The organism is Flagellimonas myxillae (assembly GCF_023502235.1).
GTDB lineage: Bacteria > Bacteroidota > Bacteroidia > Flavobacteriales > Flavobacteriaceae > Flagellimonas > Flagellimonas myxillae.
The window spans coordinates 267,635-284,694 of the sequence record NZ_JAMFLY010000001.1 but is presented as its reverse complement, the minus strand read 5'-3'; the positions used below and the strand labels follow the sequence as shown (position 1 = coordinate 284,694).

Here is a 17,060-nt window from a genome sequence, read left to right as displayed (position 1 = left end):
ACTTTATTGTATTTTTCCTACAAACCTATGGGCTACGAAGAAAATTCTCAATGGTCGCAAAGTAATTTTTTGGAGCATCAAGCCAACCGTAATGGACACAATTCTTAAGGATGGTGAGTTTGGAATTGGGGAATGTCTGGTGTGCCAATGTAGCGTACTTTGGATGAACAACATCATGGTCTCCGTGCAAGATCAGCACAGGGTTTGCAAACTGCTGCATTGCCTTAAAAACGTTGTAGCCATTTTTTCTAAGATCAGACCAAACCTGTTCATTCACTTCCGGATAGAATCTAGATTTGAAGGCAAGCCCTTTAAAAACACGGTTGCGTAAATTTTTATCAAAAACGTACCCTGCTGCCAAAGCCCTATGTCGTTCTAGCATTCGTAGTTCCGGGTTTTTGATGCTTGACACCTCCCTCAGGGATTCATGATCTTCGGGTGCTAAACCACGCATTAATCGTTCATTGGTCTCATCCAAAAATTGAAGGTCCATTCCCCCAGAATGGGATAAAATCATGGACTTTACGCAATTGGGATAGGCTTTTGCATAGCACATGGCATACATTCCACCAAAGGATTGTCCAAACAAACTTATCTGGTCATATCCCAAATGTTTTCTGAGTGCCTCCAAATCCTCTACCATGGCCTTCATGGAAATCGTTTCGGAATTCAACTCGGAAAAACCTGTACCCCTTTGGTCAAAGATTACAACTTGATGGGTTTTTGAGAATCTTTGTGCCAAACCCTGAAAATTATGACTGGAAAAACCTGGACCCCCATTCAAAACAAAAAGGGGTTCACCAGTTCCAAACACCCGATATGCCAACTGAACACCATTTGCTTGGAGGGTTTTATATGGTACCCTATGCTCCCAAATGTAGTCCAAGATCATTTTTCTGTATGGACTTTGATCAGACTTTGCCAAATTATCCAAAAGTGATTCATGATCTTCATTGCTGATATGATGGAATTGCATATGGTGATATTCTGCCTGTTTTGCAGCATTTTCCAGTAGCCTTGTATAATCGTAGGTCTCCCTTTCCGATATCACAAGCATGGGTACCCATTGATTATTCACAAAACTCGTAGGTGAAGCATTTCTGAACGACGCTTCGGTATTCCCAAAAACGGCTTGCACGTGTTTTTCTGCCATTTCCCTGCCATTGTATTTTAAATGGCTCTGGTGATAGGCCGAAATATCATAGGCCCCGGCTATGGGAATTGCCCCTCGTACATCCCGCACCGATTTACCCACAGCATGCAAGTACGTCGGATCCATAGAAAGTAGTGCGGCCAGGTGCCCGCCAGCGGAATACCCACTTACAAATATGGAATGGGTATCGTACCCATAGGTTCGTCCATTATCATGAACCCAGGCAAAAGCCCTGGCCACATCTTTAATATGTTCCGGATGCTGGATTCCCTCCTTAAATTTTGGATTCCTCCAAGTACCTGGACTTAGCCGATAGCTTATAGCCGCCACGGCCACCCCTTCCCTTGCAAACTTCCTGGCCAGATTGCTTTCAAACTTCCTTCCCCCAAATGCCCAGGCACCACCATGTATCCACAATAGCAAGGGTGGATTTTGGACGCCCTGTGGCACAAACAAATTTAGTTTGTGTTTTATGCTATCAGCATCTGCCCCTTGATAATAGGGTAAATCAAAAAACTCCTTGATTTCATATTTCGCCTCTTCTTGAAAGCCAGTACAGCTCAAACTAAACAATAAACTGGCACCCAACATAATGCACGTTAAGACATCCCTTTTTAGTACGTTCTTCTTCAAATCCCTGCTGTTTACGATCAAATTCAATAAAAACATAGAGGGAATTTACTCTAGATCTAAATCTGCCCTGCAAAAATCTTGCGAAATTGGTTTTGGATTCAATCCAGTAAGCACTTTCTTAGGTATCTCACATCACGGAAACCGGATTTCATGGCCACTTGATGTAACGGCATCCCTGTAGAAATTAATTTTCTAGCGTGCTGAATTCGGAGTTTCATTAGGTACTGGGTTGGGGTTACCCCATGAACCGTCTTAAAATTTCTTTGGAAATGAAAAGGAGAAAGACAAGCAATCTGGGCAATTTTATCAAGATTCATTTTATGGGAAAAATATTCGTCCATAAAAGCCCGTGCCTTTTCCAAATTTTCACTTAAATGGAGCTTGGTTTCCCATTTTTTGACTTTGATTCCTTGCACTTTTTTTGAATAATGGCTTAAGAACTGTGGCATGAAATCCAAAATTTCATTTAAGTAGTGGTCAGGAGAAATTTTGCAGCCACCTCTAGCTACTTTTTGAAGTACATCTCGCCCTGTAGTGCTGACGGCCAATGGGAAAGTTGGCATTTTCATGGGTTCTAGGGTCAGGTCATGACACCTTTCCTCAAAACTGTCCTTGGACAAATAGATACATATACCAGTAGCTCCCTGGCCCTCTATCACCTGAGTTTGAAGCTCAACTCCTGGAGGCACCAATAAAAACTGACCGGGTTTCACCGTTTTTGTAAGCCCGTTAAAGACATATTTCTCCATGCCCTTCAGAACCAACTTTATGGAGTAGTCCGTGGTTAAGGATGCTGCATCATACTTTTGCAATTGGGAAAAAAGTATTTTACCATCCACTTTTTTACCCTTTACTCCAAAAATATCGCCTTCCTTATATCTTATTTGATGTGCCAAGTTTATAAGCTCCTAGCCATGGAAGATAGATATAAAGCAGTTGAATGTCCAGAATTTTGGGATAACTTTAAAAATCGAACTTATAGGAAACCCCAGCCAATGCCTGAAATCCCTGTACGCTAAAGTTCGCCCAACGTTGATAATTGTTATTGGCGATATTGGAAGCCTTTACATAGACGGAAAGTTGATCATTAAACCGATACCCTGCATGCGCATTGGCATCAAAAAATCCTTCCAAGGTAACAATGGTGGCCGGAAATTCGGACGGAAGGGCATTTTGAATTGCCTGTGCCATTAAATCGTCACGCTCTCCCACATAAAAAAGATTGGCCCCTAGATACCATTGTTTGTTTATCTGGTAATCCAAGAACAATGAGCCCTTGACACTGGGCAGGTTCCATGCAGGATTATCCGTTTCGGTATCATAATCAAAAAACTCAGCGTTGATGCCCAAGGTAAAATTCCGATTGACATCAATATTCAATTCGCCAAAAATGCCCAAGGTTTTTACATCGTCATAAAATACTTGAAAGGAATTCCCGTAAAAATATCCCTTGTCGTCATTTCGGAACAAATTCTGTGGATTCATAAAGAACAAGGGCTTTCTGTTTTCCGCGGTGTAAGATCCTTTAATGTTATACCCCACATTGGAAACCAATTGCCCCTTCAATCCCAAGTACCCTTCGTATTGCCGATCAGTTGGTTGAATGTCCAAGGTCGGGGACACATAGGGATTGGCCTGGACAAAATCGTAGTACGAGTTTTGTTCCAATTGCCCTTCTATTCCACCATAGGCAATAACCGTTTCATCCATTACTCGGTAGGAAGCCGTAACTGCCGGATAAATGTAAAAGTTGGAATCGCTATTTTCCACATCCATGCCATACACAAAATTAGCACCCAGATTTAAGGTTAAATCGTCACGTAGTACCAAAAGGCTCGGATTTATCCCCGCTTGAAATTGACCATAATTGATCTCCCCATCATTGACGGTGTTGTTCAAGGAGGCATTTTTAAAATTTCCACCAACATAATCCAATTTTGCATTTATGGTGACCAATTCTTCGGTAATGGGCAGTTCCACCGTAGGTTCCAAAACCACCCTGTTCTCACCAGATTCCGTGGCATCCCAAAACCGACGCAACATTACCTGCCCCTTTTTAAAGGGAGAATCCTCCAAATTGAGGTGGGCCTTGGCCTGGGCATTGAAATAATTTTGGGTTTCATCCAAAGAAGCTATGGTTGCCTCATCAAATGCCCCATTTTCAATTCCGTACCAATTGTACAATTGGTGTTGTAGTCCCACACTGGCACCCCAATCCATGTCCCTATCCTTTTTGGCATAGGAAACGTCCAGTTTGGTGTTGTAAAAATCAGCATCCAAAGGGGTGGTCTCAATGGCCCCACGGGAGGAATGGTGGCTTAGGCCAAAGTCCAACAAATCCTCTCCCCGGTTAAAGCCCCTGCTGGTGTACAAATCTACCAACGCATTGTTGTAGTTGCCCAAACCTATGGATGCATAGGAATTATAGAGTGTGGGCGGCGGCGTCCGTTTTACCCTGGAAGCCTTACCCTTCGCAGGGGTGAAAGTTGAAGCTACAGGGACTGAAAAAATGCTATAATCGATTTCTTTTTTCTTCAGGACGATGGAATCGTTGAGATCCGGCGTGGATTTGATTTTAAAGGCATCTGAAACGGTGGGGGAATACGGTTTTACCACCGTAACCGTTTCTGTGCCTATATCATCGGTTTCCTGAGCAAAAACTGCTCCCCAAAGACTCAAAAAAATAACTGAAAATATATAGTGGTTCTTACTCATAGTGACTCAATTTAGTTGCCCGGGTCTACAGATGAATTGTGTTGTGCCTCCCTAGATTTTATCAAGGCAAGCTCACCTCTCGCCTCGGCAACTATTTCATCGTACTCCGAAAAGTTGGCAATTACGCTTTCCAAAATGTAGGTCGCCTGAAAGGCATCTTCCAGCGCATAGAAGTTTTTGGCCATAATAATCAAGCCCTTTCCACCCCATTCTTTATAGGCGGAATAATCCTTGGCCAATTTCTGGACGGAAGCATTGGATGCTTCAAAATCCTGGTTTTTGTTTTTAAAATACCCATCGTAGTACCAAGCTTCGGCAGCCAGTTCACCTGTTGCAATTTTCTGGACCTCTTGATAGGCGGTTTCGGCCAAACGCTCATCGTTTGTGGCAATGGCAGAACGGGCAATCATAATCTGGGCATCGCTTTTTATCCGATTGTCAATTTTTGGGGCATTGAGGACCTTTTCCGCATACGAAATTACCTTGTCATAATTCCGTTGCCCATAATATCCTTTCATAAGGTTGGACTGGGCAAAAGTCCTGTTTTGGACAATTTCTGCCATACCCTCCAATTGTTCCAGGTACGGAATGGCACTGGGATAATCTTGTTTTCCAATATAGATTTCACAAACCCGGGTCAGGGATTGTTCGGTGTGCTCCCCACTTCCGCTGTTGGCCACAACCAGATATTTTTCAAGCGCTCTGTCTTTTTGATCCTTGCCAAAATAGAGCTGGGCCAAATTAAAGTTCACTTGCAGCGAATGTATCCCGGTCGGAAACTGTTTCAAGTAATCCTCAAATCCACGTATCGCGGCATCTGTTTTACCTTCGGCAAATTTCCTGTTGGCGGATTCAAAACTCGCATTGTCCAATTCAGTGTCGGTAACCTCGACAAAATCCAGGTTTCTTACCCAAGCGGCGTACTCGCTTACCCTACCCTCGTCCACGTACACCAATTTTGCCGTAGCAACCGCTTGTTTGGCCTCTTGGGTATTAGGGTATTTTTGAACCACCATCTTTAACTTGGCCAAGGCTTGATCGTTTCTACTCGCGTTGTAGTGCACCAACCCTTGTCGCAACATGGCGCGTGGTGCAAATTTGCTTCGACTATATTCACTGATCAACCGATCATAAGTCTGGAGGCCTTGGGTCTCATTATTCGATTTGATATAGGAATTCCCAAGCTCAAAAAAGGCATCGTCCCGCAAGGAGGATTTGGGATATCTCGTCAAAAATTGGTTGAGTCCGTCAATTTTGGTCGCATTCTTACCCAAAAACCCATGGCACAAGGTTTTTTGAAAGGCTGCATAGTCCCTTTCGGGGCCATTCATTTTTGAAGCCTCGTTATATGCAGACAAAGCTGAATTGTACTTACTGGTCACAAAATAACTGTCGCCCAAACGCACATAGCTATCGTTCGCCCGCTCCTCCCCTGAAGCATCAGAGGCAGTGGCGTTTTTGAAATACGAAATTGCCGTAGCATAGTCCTTCAACTTAAAATAACAGTAACCTAAATTGTAGTCCAGCTCTTGATATTCGGGCAAGGCTTTTGCCGCAGTGTTCCTTTGGAAAAGTGTGAAATCCGATAAAGCTTCCTCAAATCGGTTCAATCTATAATTGCTTTCGGCCCGCCAATATTGTGCCCGAGCTTCAAAAACGGGGTTATCCGCACTCTTAATCGATTTGGAAAACCGTTCCAAGGCCCCTTCATAATCCCCGTCCATAAACAATTCAACCCCACGGTAAAAGGCGACTTTTTGATACGTTTCCTTGCTGGCATATCCTTTGTTTTTTTCCAACAGTTCCATGGCCCCCTCAAAGTTTTTTGAAGTAATATAGGAGTCCACCAAAAGCTCCTGTATCTCTTGTTGGTGCTCATCTTTGGGGTACTTTTCCAAATAAGAGGACATTACTTGGGGAACCGGCTCGTATGCATTTCCTATTTCATAGCTTAAGCGAGCATAGTTCAGCAGGGCATCCTTTTCAATTTCCGGCGAGAAATCCATCTGGGAAGCATTTCGGAAGGCATTGAGTGCCTCCGACTTTTTGTCCAACTTTAAATAACATTCAGCAAGGTGGTAATAGGCATTTTGGGACACACTATTGGTCCCTCCTATTATTTTATTGAATTGTTGGATTGCTCCTTCAAAATCACCTTGTTTGTAATGGCTATACCCCATGAGGTAATAATCCGTGTTGCTTAACTTTCCCCTTCTACCTCTATATTTTTTCAGATAAGGGAGGGCTTCCTCATATTGGTTAAGGTTGAAATAGCTCTCCCCGATAATTTTGTTCAATTCGGAAACTTCCCTTCTATCTGATTTGGGCAACTGCTTTTTGGCCATGGCAATGGCCTCCTCGAAATTGCCCTGTTTAAAATTCAAATCGGCCTGATAGTACGACAGTTTCTCGTTGAGTGAAGGGTCCGTGATTTGATCAAAACGGGTGCTGGCTTGATCGTAGTCGTCTTGCTCATAGGCGATATAACCCAGATAGTATTTTGCCTGGGAACCGTATTTTTGGGAAGTACTGACCCTGCTCAGGTAACGTTCTGCTACTTTGGGTCTACGGGAGGCGTAGAGCGCATATCCGTTATTAAAATTGAAGCGCTCTTGATCGGCATATGACATTGCGGATTGATCTACCTTTTTGTACCACTTTAGAGAATAGGGGTATTTTCCGGTTTCAAAATAATAGTCGGCCACATCCAAAAACGCGGAATTGCGTTTGGTGGAGGTGGGATAACGCGCCACAAAATCCTCCATCATTTTATCAGCCCCACGCTGGTTCAATCGAATTGCGGCGTTTGCGGAATAGTAAGCGCTGTTGGCCTCAATCTCGCCATCGGTGGTAGATGCCTTTACTTTTTCAAAAATGGTTTGCGCAGCTTGGTACTGCTGATCGTTGTACAAGGCCAAAGCATCTTGAAATGCTTTATTATCATGCGAATAAATCTCGGTCTCTTGGGCAAAAAGTATGGAAATCGTTCCCAGAAAAATGGGAACCAAAAGGAAGTTTTTTCGACTCATAGTGTTCTACGCTGTTCTCGATTGACTGTTACCATAACGTCAAAATTTAAGCCAAAGTATATTTTTGATTAAAAGGTGTAAGGAAGAAGTGCGAAGTAGATTAATTTTAAACATGGTAACTTTGATTTAGGATTTAACAACTTTTCCAGTTAATTTTCAAGCCTGTATGCAACAAGGACAAACCCTAATCTTTTAAACTTTTGCAACACATGCCCGAAACCATTCTAAAATTACAAGATGTCGCCGTATTTCAAAATGAAAATCTCATCTTGAACCATATCACCCTACAAGTGAAAAAAGGGGAGTTTGTCTATGTAATCGGAAAGACCGGAAGTGGGAAAAGTAGTTTTATGAAAACACTGTATGCCGATCTTCCGCTCAAACAGGGTTCTGGCACTATCGTGGACTTTAATTTGAAGAGCCTGGAGGAAAAGGACATTCCGTTTTTGAGACGCAAGCTCGGTATCGTGTTCCAGGATTTTAAACTCCTACCGGACCGAAATATCAACAACAATCTTCGGTTTGTACTTAAGGCAACCGGGTGGAAGGACGATTCCAAAATGGACGCCAAGATCGAGGAGGTCTTGGATAAGGTTGGAATGAAGACCAAAGGTTTCAAATTTCCGCATGAACTTTCGGGAGGGGAACAGCAACGCATTGCCATTGCCAGGGCACTCTTGAACGACCCCGAAATTATCTTGGCCGATGAACCTACTGGAAACCTAGATCCCCAGACCAGCGTGGAGGTCATGAAGGTATTACAAGATATCAACCAGACGGGACGAACCGTTATTATGTCTACCCACGACTACGCCCTAATCTTAAAATATCCACACAAAACCTTAAAGTGCGATGGTGGTAAGGTCTTTGAAGTAATCCAAAAGGCAGTTTAAGGATTATCCATACATAATTCGGAATCGAATGCGACATGGCTTTGCAGAGCACTTGAAGTTCCGTGGACAATTCATTCAAAGCGCTGAACAATGTCGTTAACAACAATTGGAAATTCCAACAAATCAACACTTTGATGGCAAAAAGTTTTTTGTTTCTTTGTCAAAATTAAATCTACATTCCTCGCATGGAAATTCTTGGTATTGATATCGGCGGGTCGGGTATAAAAGGTGCTTTGGTCAACGCTGAAACTGGAGAGATGGTGTCCGAAAGGCATCGAATTCCAACACCTGAAGGACGAAAACCGAATGATATGGCAGCAGTTGTCAGGCAAATTGTTGATCACTTCAATTATGAGGGTCCGGTAGGCTGTGGCTTTCCCACCATCGTTAAAAATGGGGTTTGTACCTCCGCCGGAAATTTACACCCAAGCTGGGTCGGGGTGAACATAGACGAGCTTTTTACCCAGGCTACCGGCCATGAATTCACTGTGCTCAATGATGCTGATGCCGCTGGCTACGCTTCCATGAACTACGGGGTTGGAAAGGGCCGAAAAGGCTTGGTGATCATGATCACCATTGGTACCGGTCTAGGTAGTGGAGCATTTTATAATGGCATCCTTCTTCCCAATTTTGAGTTGGGACAAATTCCCTATAAGAAATTCAAGAAAATAGAACATTGGGCTGCGGCTTCGGCCAAAGAGCGGGAAAATCTGAGCTTTGAAAAGTGGGGCAAGCGCTTCAATAAATTTCTACACTATGTGGAGCTGATTACCGCGCCTGACTTGATCATTGTAGGTGGTGGGACCTCCAAAAAATGGAAGGAGTTCAGCCATTTGATCACAATAGAAACCGAGGTGGTCAAAGCGGAACTAATGAACCATGCGGGCATTATCGGCCCTGCTGTTGCATGTTTGCGCGAACAGCACCATGGGCACTTGAACCTCAGCGAGAAAAGCTAGCTTACCTTATTCCTTTTTCTATCTACCTCTTTAAGGTAAATCTTTCTAAGGCGAAGATGGTTTGGGGTCACCTCCACGTATTCATCCTTTTGGATGTATTCCAAGGCTTCTTCCAAAGAGAACTTTATCGCAGGCACAATTTTGGCCTTGTCATCCGCCCCCGCAGAACGAACATTGGATAGCTTTTTCGTCTTTGTCACATTGATGGTCATATCATCGCCACGTGAGTTCTCCCCAATTACCTGTCCTTCGTAAATTTCTTCTCCCGGGTCGATAAAGAACTTTCCTCTTTCTTGCAATTTGTCAATGGAGTAAGGGATTGCGGTACCATTTTCCATAGAGACCAATGACCCATTTATACGCTGGGCAATATCTCCTTTTAAGGGTTGGTACTCCAAAAATCGATGCGCCATAATAGCTTCCCCGGCAGTGGCGGTCAACAATTGATTTCGAAGACCGATTATCCCTCTGGACGGAATCACGAATTCGCATAACATACGGGAACCTTTGGCCTCCATACTCGTCATTTCCCCTTTTCTAATGGAAACCATTTCTACAGCCTTCCCTGAAACTTCCTCTGGGAGGTCAATAGTCAAATGCTCAACAGGTTCACACTTTACGCCATCAATTTCCTTGATAATTACCTGCGGTTGACCAATCTGAAGTTCATAACCCTCCCTTCGCATGGTTTCGATGAGTACGGAAAGGTGCAAAACCCCACGTCCAAAAACCATGAATTTATCGGCACTGTCAGTTTCTTCTACTCGTAGTGCCAAGTTCTTCTCCAATTCTTTCTCCAAACGTTCCTTGATGTGTCGAGAAGTCACAAACTTGCCATCCTTTCCGAAAAATGGACTATCGTTTATGGTGAACAACATGCTCATGGTAGGTTCATCAATAGCGATGGTCTTCAATTTTTCAGGGTTTTCAAAATCCGCTACGGTATCCCCAATTTCAAAACCTTCCACGCCAACAATCGCACAAATGTCACCAGCGACCACCTCTGAAACCTTTTGGCGACCCAATCCTTCAAAAGTGAACAACTCCTTCACCTTGGTTTTGACAATGCTTCCATCCCTTTTTACCAAAGAAATCTGCTGCCCTTCTTTTAGCGAACCACGTTGTAAACGACCAATGGCTATACGTCCTGTAAACGAGGAAAAATCCAAAGAGGTAATCAGCATTTGGGTTGAACCTTCTTCTGGTTTAAATTCAGGTACATGGTCGATAACCATATCCAAAAGTGGTTCTATATTTTCAGTTGGCTTTTGCCAATCTTCGCTCATCCAGTTTTGCTTTGCCGAACCGTAGACGGTTGGAAAATCCAATTGCCATTCCTCAGCCCCCAATTCAAACATAAGGTCAAAGACCTTTTCATGAACTTCTTCCGGTGTACAATTTTCCTTATCCACCTTATTGATCACCACACAGGGCTTCAATCCTAAATCAATGGCTTTTTGCAGTACGAAACGAGTTTGCGGCATTGGGCCCTCAAAGGCATCTACCAACAACAAAACCCCATCGGCCATGTTGAGTACCCGTTCCACCTCCCCACCAAAATCGGCGTGACCAGGAGTGTCAATAATATTGATTTTAGTGTCTTTGTAGACTACGGAAACATTCTTGGAAACAATCGTAATTCCGCGTTCACGTTCCAAATCGTTGTTATCCAAAATCAAATCGCCTTTGTTTTCGTTATCCCGAAACAAACGACAATGGTACATGATCTTATCTACCAAGGTAGTTTTACCATGGTCTACGTGAGCAATGATCGCAATATTCTTGATCTTGGACATAAGCTGATTTTTAAGCCTGCAAAGATACTGCTATTTTTTACTTGAAAATGCGACCACACGTTAATTTTATCTTATTGATTTTGAGATAGTTTAAACTTTACCTCCCCACACACCATCGTTTTTCGTTGATGATCCAGCCAATACTCAAATTGGCCACGGGAAGCACCGTTCCCATAAAGGGACCCACATAATAACCCGCTCCCACATCCACAGAAAAACTCAGCCCGGAATTATAGCTTCGTTGAACCCCATACCCTAGACCTCCAAGACCGTGGAAATCCTTCACCATTTCACCTTCCACAACCCGTTCTCCTGGAGCAAACAATGCCACCGTTGGTGCCAAATAGTTACCGGAGTTTCCATAGATATCCCGTCCTCTCCTTTGCCTGCCATTAAAATTATGATAATACCTATTTTGAACTGTTAGGGCCGGAAAGAAAACAAGTTCGTCCATCGGTTCTAAGGCAGCAGGTTCCAAGGCCAGTTGCCACGCCGCTCGAATATCCAAGGTACTGTTAACACCCAGGGCCATTTCGTACTCGAGGCCTGGATTAAACGCATTTAGTTTAAGTTGGCGCACCTCACAGTTGATTCCGTACTGGGCATGGGAATACCCTGCACACAACAAGAACAAAAAAATAATAAATCTCTGCATTGTAGGTTAATTTGGTGCTTTCTAAGATAGCAATACTTACCAAAATGGTATTTTTGCACAAATCCTTAGCGCATGCAGTTAGACGTAATTCCCCAGATAAAACATACAAAAAGTGACAATTTTTTTCTTTTGGCCGGACCCTGTGCTATTGAAGGCGAGGATATGGCCTTGCGCATAGCCGAACATGTTGTCGCCCTTACGGACAAGCTTGGAATTCCGTATGTGTTTAAAGGGAGTTTTAAAAAAGCGAATAGGAGCCGAATCGATTCCTTTACGGGAATTGGGGATGAAAAGGCCCTGAAAATTTTGCGAAAAGTTTCGGAAACCTTTAAGGTTCCCACGGTAACGGATATCCATGAGGTGTCTGATGCCCAAAAGGCTGCCGAATACGTGGATGTGCTTCAAATCCCCGCTTTTTTGGTTCGTCAAACCGATTTGGTCGTTGCCGCTGCCAAAACCGGGAAGGTGGTCAACCTAAAAAAAGGACAGTTTATGAGTCCTGAAAGTATGCAACATGCTGTAAGGAAGATCGCTGATTCGGGGAGTGACAAAGCATGGATCACCGATCGCGGCACCATGTTCGGCTACCAGGACATGGTGGTCGATTTTAGGGGTATTCCCACCATGAAGCAGTACGCCCCCGTGGTCTTGGATGTGACCCACAGTCTACAGCAGCCCAACCAATCTTCTGGTGTTACCGGCGGTAGACCGGCATTAATTGGGACTATGGCAAGAGCCGGTATCGCAGCTGGTGTGGATGGCCTTTTTATGGAAACCCATTTTGACCCGGCAACTGCCAAAAGTGATGGGGCCAATATGCTGGATTTAAGCTTGCTGGAAAAATTGCTTACCGATTTGGTTGCTATTAGAAAAACGATAAATGCGCTTTAAGTCACTTCCAAAACCCTTTGTGATTGACTTCCATGGCATTTTGTAGTACCTCGATAAGCACTTGGGCATCCAACTGATCCAATTCCGAATACCGAAGGGATTTCATCACCTTGCGACCTTCGGTCACCATTTTGTCGGTGTGGACCGTTAGATGGGCCGCACTCCAAAACCCTACATCCACAAAGTTCTTTTTGGAAGGCACATTAAGATAGCAAAACGGTTTCCCTTCAAGATAATAGAAGGGTATGCGATATTTAAATTTAAGCTCCAATTGGGGGATGGTCGATTCGATCAGTACCTGAAGCTGTAGCAAAATTGATTTGAACGGTTCTTTTTGATTTAAAATATAGGTTTCGGAAGGATTCATATCTTTATGTACTCGCGTATGCCTAAAATAGCACTTTACATATTTATGTGTATTTCCTCGTTTTGTATTGCGCAAAACTATGATGAAGTGGACGAAATTGTCTTGGATTATCCCCATTTTAAGAGCATTGATTTACTCGCCGCTCAAATCAAATCAGATTTTGTTTATGATATTGACCGTGTCAGGGCCGCTTTTGTGTGGGTGGCCAGCAACATTAGCTACGGCAAAACATTGGACGACCTTTTTAGTCCGAAGACAAAGATCATTTACTATTCGGAACGGGGAAGGGTAAGGTTATTGGACAAGGTTTGGGCCAAAAAAGCAAAAGAGGCATTTAAAAACAGAAGGGGAGTCTGTTTTGATTATTCCATGATCTTAAAAGAATTGTACGACCGCTTCGGGCTTGAATCCAAGGTGATACAGGGAATTGCCAAAGAGGAAATTAGGGCCCTAAATGGCGAAAAAGTATATAAAAACCACTCTTGGAACGCTGTAAAAATAAAAAGCGAATGGAAGTTGATGGATCCCACATGGGCAGCCGGCTTCGTAGATGTGGCAAAACAGGTTTTTGTCCCTAAATTCAATGACCACTATTTTGACACGGCCCCTGGGGCATTTATAAAGGAACATTTTCCGGATAAAAGACGATGGCAATTGTTGGAACAGCCCATATCGCTAAATACTTTTTTCTCCGCACCTATTTTTTTACCGGCCTATTTTGAAAAAGAAGTGGAGCTTGCCCCATTAACGGAGGGTTTGATTAAACAAACTGAAAATTTGGAGCTGGAATTTGCGTTCGAAAAATTTCCAAAAAGAAATCAATTGAAATACCGCATTTTTTCTGATCAAAAAAGAGGAAGAATCAAAAACATGGACGTGGAAAGGCAAGGGGATAATCTCTTCGTTTCCAAACTGCAAATCGATGAAGAATTGAAGAACGGGCAACAACTTATATTGTACATAGGCAAAAAACCCATTATAGCCTTCAAGCTAGATCAGTAAACATCCGAAAATCTTAAAAAAAAGAAAAATAGCCTTGTAGATTGACAAAATCATTTAACTTTGGATTTCAAAGTACTTTAAAATGGAATCAAAAAAATACTTGGAAGACATTTCTCAAATAAAGGACATGATGAATCGTTCCTCACGGTTTATTTCCCTTAGTGGCCTCTCCGGGATACTGGCCGGCCTCTATGCAATAACCGGCGCTGCCGTAGCATACTTTTATCTTATCCCCCAAAGGGAAGCCCCCCTAACCGTGCACAGCTGGAACTTTAAAATGATCGTTGGCATTCTGTTGACCGTGGCGGTTTTGAGCTCGGTTACTGCATATTTGCTCAGTGCCAAAAAGGCCAAAAAGAACAACGAAAAAGTATGGGACGAAACCACACGTAGGCTTTTGGTCAATTTTTTGGTTCCCTTGCTCACGGGTGGAATCTATATCCTGATAAAACTAAACAGCCAACATTACGGACTTACAGCTTCGCTGATGCTCATTTTTTACGGGTTGGCCTTGGTAAATGCATCCAAGTACACCATTGGTAAGGTAAGGTACCTCGGCTATCTTCAAATAGCACTCGGATTGGTCTGTGCAGCCTTCCCTGGCTATGGATTTTGGTTTTGGGTATTAGGTTTTGGACTTTTGCACATTATCTACGGGAGTTTGATTTATTTTAAGGAGGAAAAGCAATAGCATGGGTCTTATAGACAACATCAACAAACTATTTGATCATCGCATTCGGTTGGGGATCATGTCTATACTCATGGTCAATGAGGAAGTCGACTTCAACCGATTGAAGGAGTTGCTCGAGGTTACCGACGGGAACCTGGCAAGTCATACCAAAACCTTGGAAAAGGCCGAATACATCCGTATCGAAAAGTCCTTTATCGGCAAAAAGCCCAATACGCGTTATTCCGCGACCAAATTGGGCAAGCTGTCCTTTAAAAAACATATTCAGGCCTTGGAACATATCATTAAAAATCAAACATAAATTTTTTTATTACTTCACTTTGTATTTCAAAGTACTTTTAAAAATGAAAAAACTAAGAAAACATCTTGTTATATGGCTGTTTGAAAATTCCCAAAAACGCTACACCCAGTGGTTCAAGCACCATCCGGGTTGGCAAACGGATCGGGAGGCCCTGTTGCAGCTTCCATCCCACTCCCTGGGTTACGCACTCGGGCAATTTTTAACCGCCCACAATTTTGAACTCATCCCCAAGGTGGAACGGCACGATGTGTACCACGTACTAACCGGATATGGCACCCAAGTGGAAGATGAAATTGCCCTACAATACTTATGCTTCGGCAATGGAAAACGAAGTCCCTATCTCCTAGGCGCCATCGTATTGGGAACCCTATTGCTTCCCGAGTATATCGGGTATTACCTAAGGAGCTATCAAAAAGGAAAAAAGGCCAATGCCTTTTACCAATTGGACTTTGAAAAACTACTTACCGCCTCTTTGACGGAGCTGCGAAGTGTCTTCTTTGGGACTTGTCCAAAGCCAACTTTTAAAAAATTATCCATTTCTAAAACCCTATAATTATGAATACGCAAAAACAAAAAATCGGAAACTGGTTCAAAACCTCGATTTCAGCAAAAATGCTTGTGGTGGGATTTCTGATCCTGATCTTACTGATTCCCTTGGCATTTGTAAAAGATCTTATCCGGGAAAGAGGCGTCCGCCAGCACGAGGTCATTGAAGAAATCAACACCAAATGGGGGCAACAGGTTGTGTTGAACGGACCCATTTTAAAATTACCCTACCATGTATTTGTCGAAGAAAAGGTATTTGACAGCAAGGCTGAAGCCTTTGTAAAAACACAAAAACCGGTACGGCACGAAGCCTATTTTTTTCCTTGGGAACTGGATATGGACTCCCAAGTGGAGACCCAACCCCTGGAACGTGGCATCTATGAATCCGTTGTGTTCAATGCAAACACCAAAATCAGCGGAAGCTTTGCCCAGCTCGAAGCCTATATCAAAGACAAAGAGATCCAACCAGAAAACATTCTTTGGGACAAGGCCACGCTACTCTATAAAACCAGTAATCTAAAAGGTATCACAAGTACGGTAAAGGTGACCTTGGGAACCCAGGATTACGAATTAAAACCCCAGTTTGACCATTCGTATATGAACACTTTGGAATCTGGACATCTAAAGAACTTGGAATTGCTTCGGGATTCCCCAATTCCTTTTATTTCCCTTCTGAACATCAACGGGAGTAAGAGTTTCCAATTTGTGCCTATCGGTAAAGAGACCCGGGTATCTATGAAATCCAATTGGCACTCCCCCAGTTTTAATGGAAATTTCCTCCCTAGTGTGGAGGGCAAGGAAATTGGTCCGGAAGGTTTTAGCGCCCAATGGAAGGTACTGGAAACCAATCGGAGGTTTGGGCAATATTTCTATGACAAGCTTCCCGATTTATCCGACTATGCCTTTGGAACCGAGTTTCTTGTACCCGTGGACGATTACCAAAAAACGGAACGTACCAGTAAATACGGCCTTATGATCATTGGACTCACACTTTTGGTGTTTCTCTTAATTCAAATCAGCAGTAAAATTTCCATCCATCCATTCCAATATTTAATGATTGGTTTGGCCTTGGTAATGTTCTATACTTTGTTGATTTCGATATCCGAACACCAAAACTTCTTTTTTGCCTACTTGGTCTCTGGATTTTCGGTGGTCGCCTTGATCAGTGTTTATTCGCGATCCATTCTGAAAAATACAAAGTTCACTTGGCTTGTTCTAGGTTCCATGTTCAGTTTGTACACCTTCATTTTTGTGATCATACAGCTCGAAGACTACGCCTTGCTAGTGGGAAGCATAGGGTTATTTTTAATATTGGGCACCATTATGTTTACTTCAAGAAAAATTGATTGGTCTGGAGGTCAATAGTTGGTTTAGGTCGGAATCCGCCTTGGTGTATCCGAGGCGGATTTTTTTACAAAAAAGTTTCGGTTTA

Annotated in this window: 15 protein-coding genes; 8 read left to right on the top strand and 7 right to left on the bottom strand. The window is 43.1% G+C overall.

What is annotated here, in order from left to right:
- Positions 1-25: 25 nt before the first annotated feature.
- The 4 genes from M3P07_RS01350 to M3P07_RS01335 form a co-directional block, all read right to left on the bottom strand.
- Positions 26-1,822 carry an alpha/beta hydrolase gene (locus M3P07_RS01350; RefSeq protein WP_249968097.1) on the bottom strand — a complete coding sequence of 599 codons (1,797 nt, stop codon included), beginning with the start codon at positions 1,820-1,822 and terminating at the stop codon, positions 26-28.
- A 62-nt stretch (positions 1,823-1,884) separates the two neighbouring features.
- On the bottom strand, positions 1,885-2,682 hold the full coding sequence (locus M3P07_RS01345; RefSeq protein ID WP_249968096.1) for a helix-turn-helix domain-containing protein: 798 nt from the start codon (positions 2,680-2,682) through the stop codon (positions 1,885-1,887).
- Between the two features lie 67 nt (positions 2,683-2,749).
- Positions 2,750-4,501, bottom strand: a complete 1,752-nt coding sequence (locus M3P07_RS01340; protein ID WP_249968095.1) for a TonB-dependent receptor — start codon at positions 4,499-4,501, stop codon at positions 2,750-2,752.
- A gap of 11 nt (positions 4,502-4,512) precedes the next feature.
- Positions 4,513-7,530 (bottom strand): tetratricopeptide repeat protein, encoded by a 3,018-nt coding sequence (locus M3P07_RS01335; protein WP_249968094.1) that lies wholly within the window; start codon positions 7,528-7,530, stop codon positions 4,513-4,515.
- A gap of 209 nt (positions 7,531-7,739) precedes the next feature.
- Between M3P07_RS01335 and M3P07_RS01330 the strand changes: the two genes are divergently transcribed.
- Positions 7,740-8,423 (top strand): cell division ATP-binding protein FtsE, encoded by a 684-nt coding sequence (locus M3P07_RS01330; protein ID WP_249968093.1) that lies wholly within the window; start codon positions 7,740-7,742, stop codon positions 8,421-8,423.
- A gap of 185 nt (positions 8,424-8,608) precedes the next feature.
- Complete coding sequence (gene ppgK / locus M3P07_RS01325) at positions 8,609-9,382, top strand: polyphosphate--glucose phosphotransferase (RefSeq protein WP_249968092.1); 774 nt, start codon at positions 8,609-8,611, stop codon at positions 9,380-9,382.
- Here ppgK and typA read toward each other — a convergent pair.
- Both typA and M3P07_RS01315 read right to left on the bottom strand, forming a co-directional pair.
- A complete protein-coding gene (gene typA, locus M3P07_RS01320; RefSeq protein WP_249968091.1) occupies positions 9,379-11,178 on the bottom strand; it encodes a translational GTPase TypA in 1,800 nt (599 codons plus the stop codon). The genes ppgK and typA overlap by 4 nt on opposite strands.
- 97 nt (positions 11,179-11,275) lie before the next feature.
- The gene (locus M3P07_RS01315; protein ID WP_249968090.1) at positions 11,276-11,833 is read right to left on the bottom strand and encodes a hypothetical protein; all 558 of its coding nucleotides are present in this window, start codon (positions 11,831-11,833) and stop codon (positions 11,276-11,278) included.
- A 72-nt stretch (positions 11,834-11,905) separates the two neighbouring features.
- Between M3P07_RS01315 and kdsA the strand changes: the two genes are divergently transcribed.
- Positions 11,906-12,724 (top strand): 3-deoxy-8-phosphooctulonate synthase, encoded by an 819-nt coding sequence (gene kdsA, locus M3P07_RS01310; RefSeq protein ID WP_249968089.1) that lies wholly within the window; start codon positions 11,906-11,908, stop codon positions 12,722-12,724.
- Between the two features lies 1 nt (position 12,725).
- Here kdsA and M3P07_RS01305 read toward each other — a convergent pair whose 3' ends face one another.
- A complete protein-coding gene (locus M3P07_RS01305; RefSeq protein ID WP_249968088.1) occupies positions 12,726-13,091 on the bottom strand; it encodes a DUF1801 domain-containing protein in 366 nt (121 codons plus the stop codon).
- An 87-nt stretch (positions 13,092-13,178) separates the two neighbouring features.
- Here M3P07_RS01305 and M3P07_RS01300 point away from each other — a divergent pair, with 87 nt between their 5' ends.
- The 5 genes from M3P07_RS01300 to creD all read left to right on the top strand — a co-directional run bounded on the left by M3P07_RS01300 (position 13,179) and on the right by creD (position 16,993).
- A complete protein-coding gene (locus tag M3P07_RS01300) occupies positions 13,179-14,093 on the top strand; it encodes a transglutaminase domain-containing protein (RefSeq protein ID WP_249968087.1) in 915 nt (304 codons plus the stop codon).
- A gap of 82 nt (positions 14,094-14,175) precedes the next feature.
- Complete coding sequence (locus M3P07_RS01295; protein ID WP_249968086.1) at positions 14,176-14,784, top strand: hypothetical protein; 609 nt, start codon at positions 14,176-14,178, stop codon at positions 14,782-14,784.
- 1 nt (position 14,785) lies between these two features.
- Positions 14,786-15,082 (top strand): winged helix-turn-helix domain-containing protein, encoded by a 297-nt coding sequence (locus tag M3P07_RS01290; protein ID WP_249968085.1) that lies wholly within the window; start codon positions 14,786-14,788, stop codon positions 15,080-15,082.
- Positions 15,083-15,125: 43 nt separating this feature from the next.
- Positions 15,126-15,635, top strand: coding sequence for a Coq4 family protein (locus tag M3P07_RS01285; protein WP_249968084.1), 510 nt, complete (start codon positions 15,126-15,128; stop codon positions 15,633-15,635).
- Positions 15,636-15,637: 2 nt separating this feature from the next.
- Positions 15,638-16,993 (top strand): cell envelope integrity protein CreD, encoded by a 1,356-nt coding sequence (gene creD / locus M3P07_RS01280; RefSeq protein ID WP_249968083.1) that lies wholly within the window; start codon positions 15,638-15,640, stop codon positions 16,991-16,993.
- The last annotated feature ends 67 nt before the right edge of the window (positions 16,994-17,060 follow it).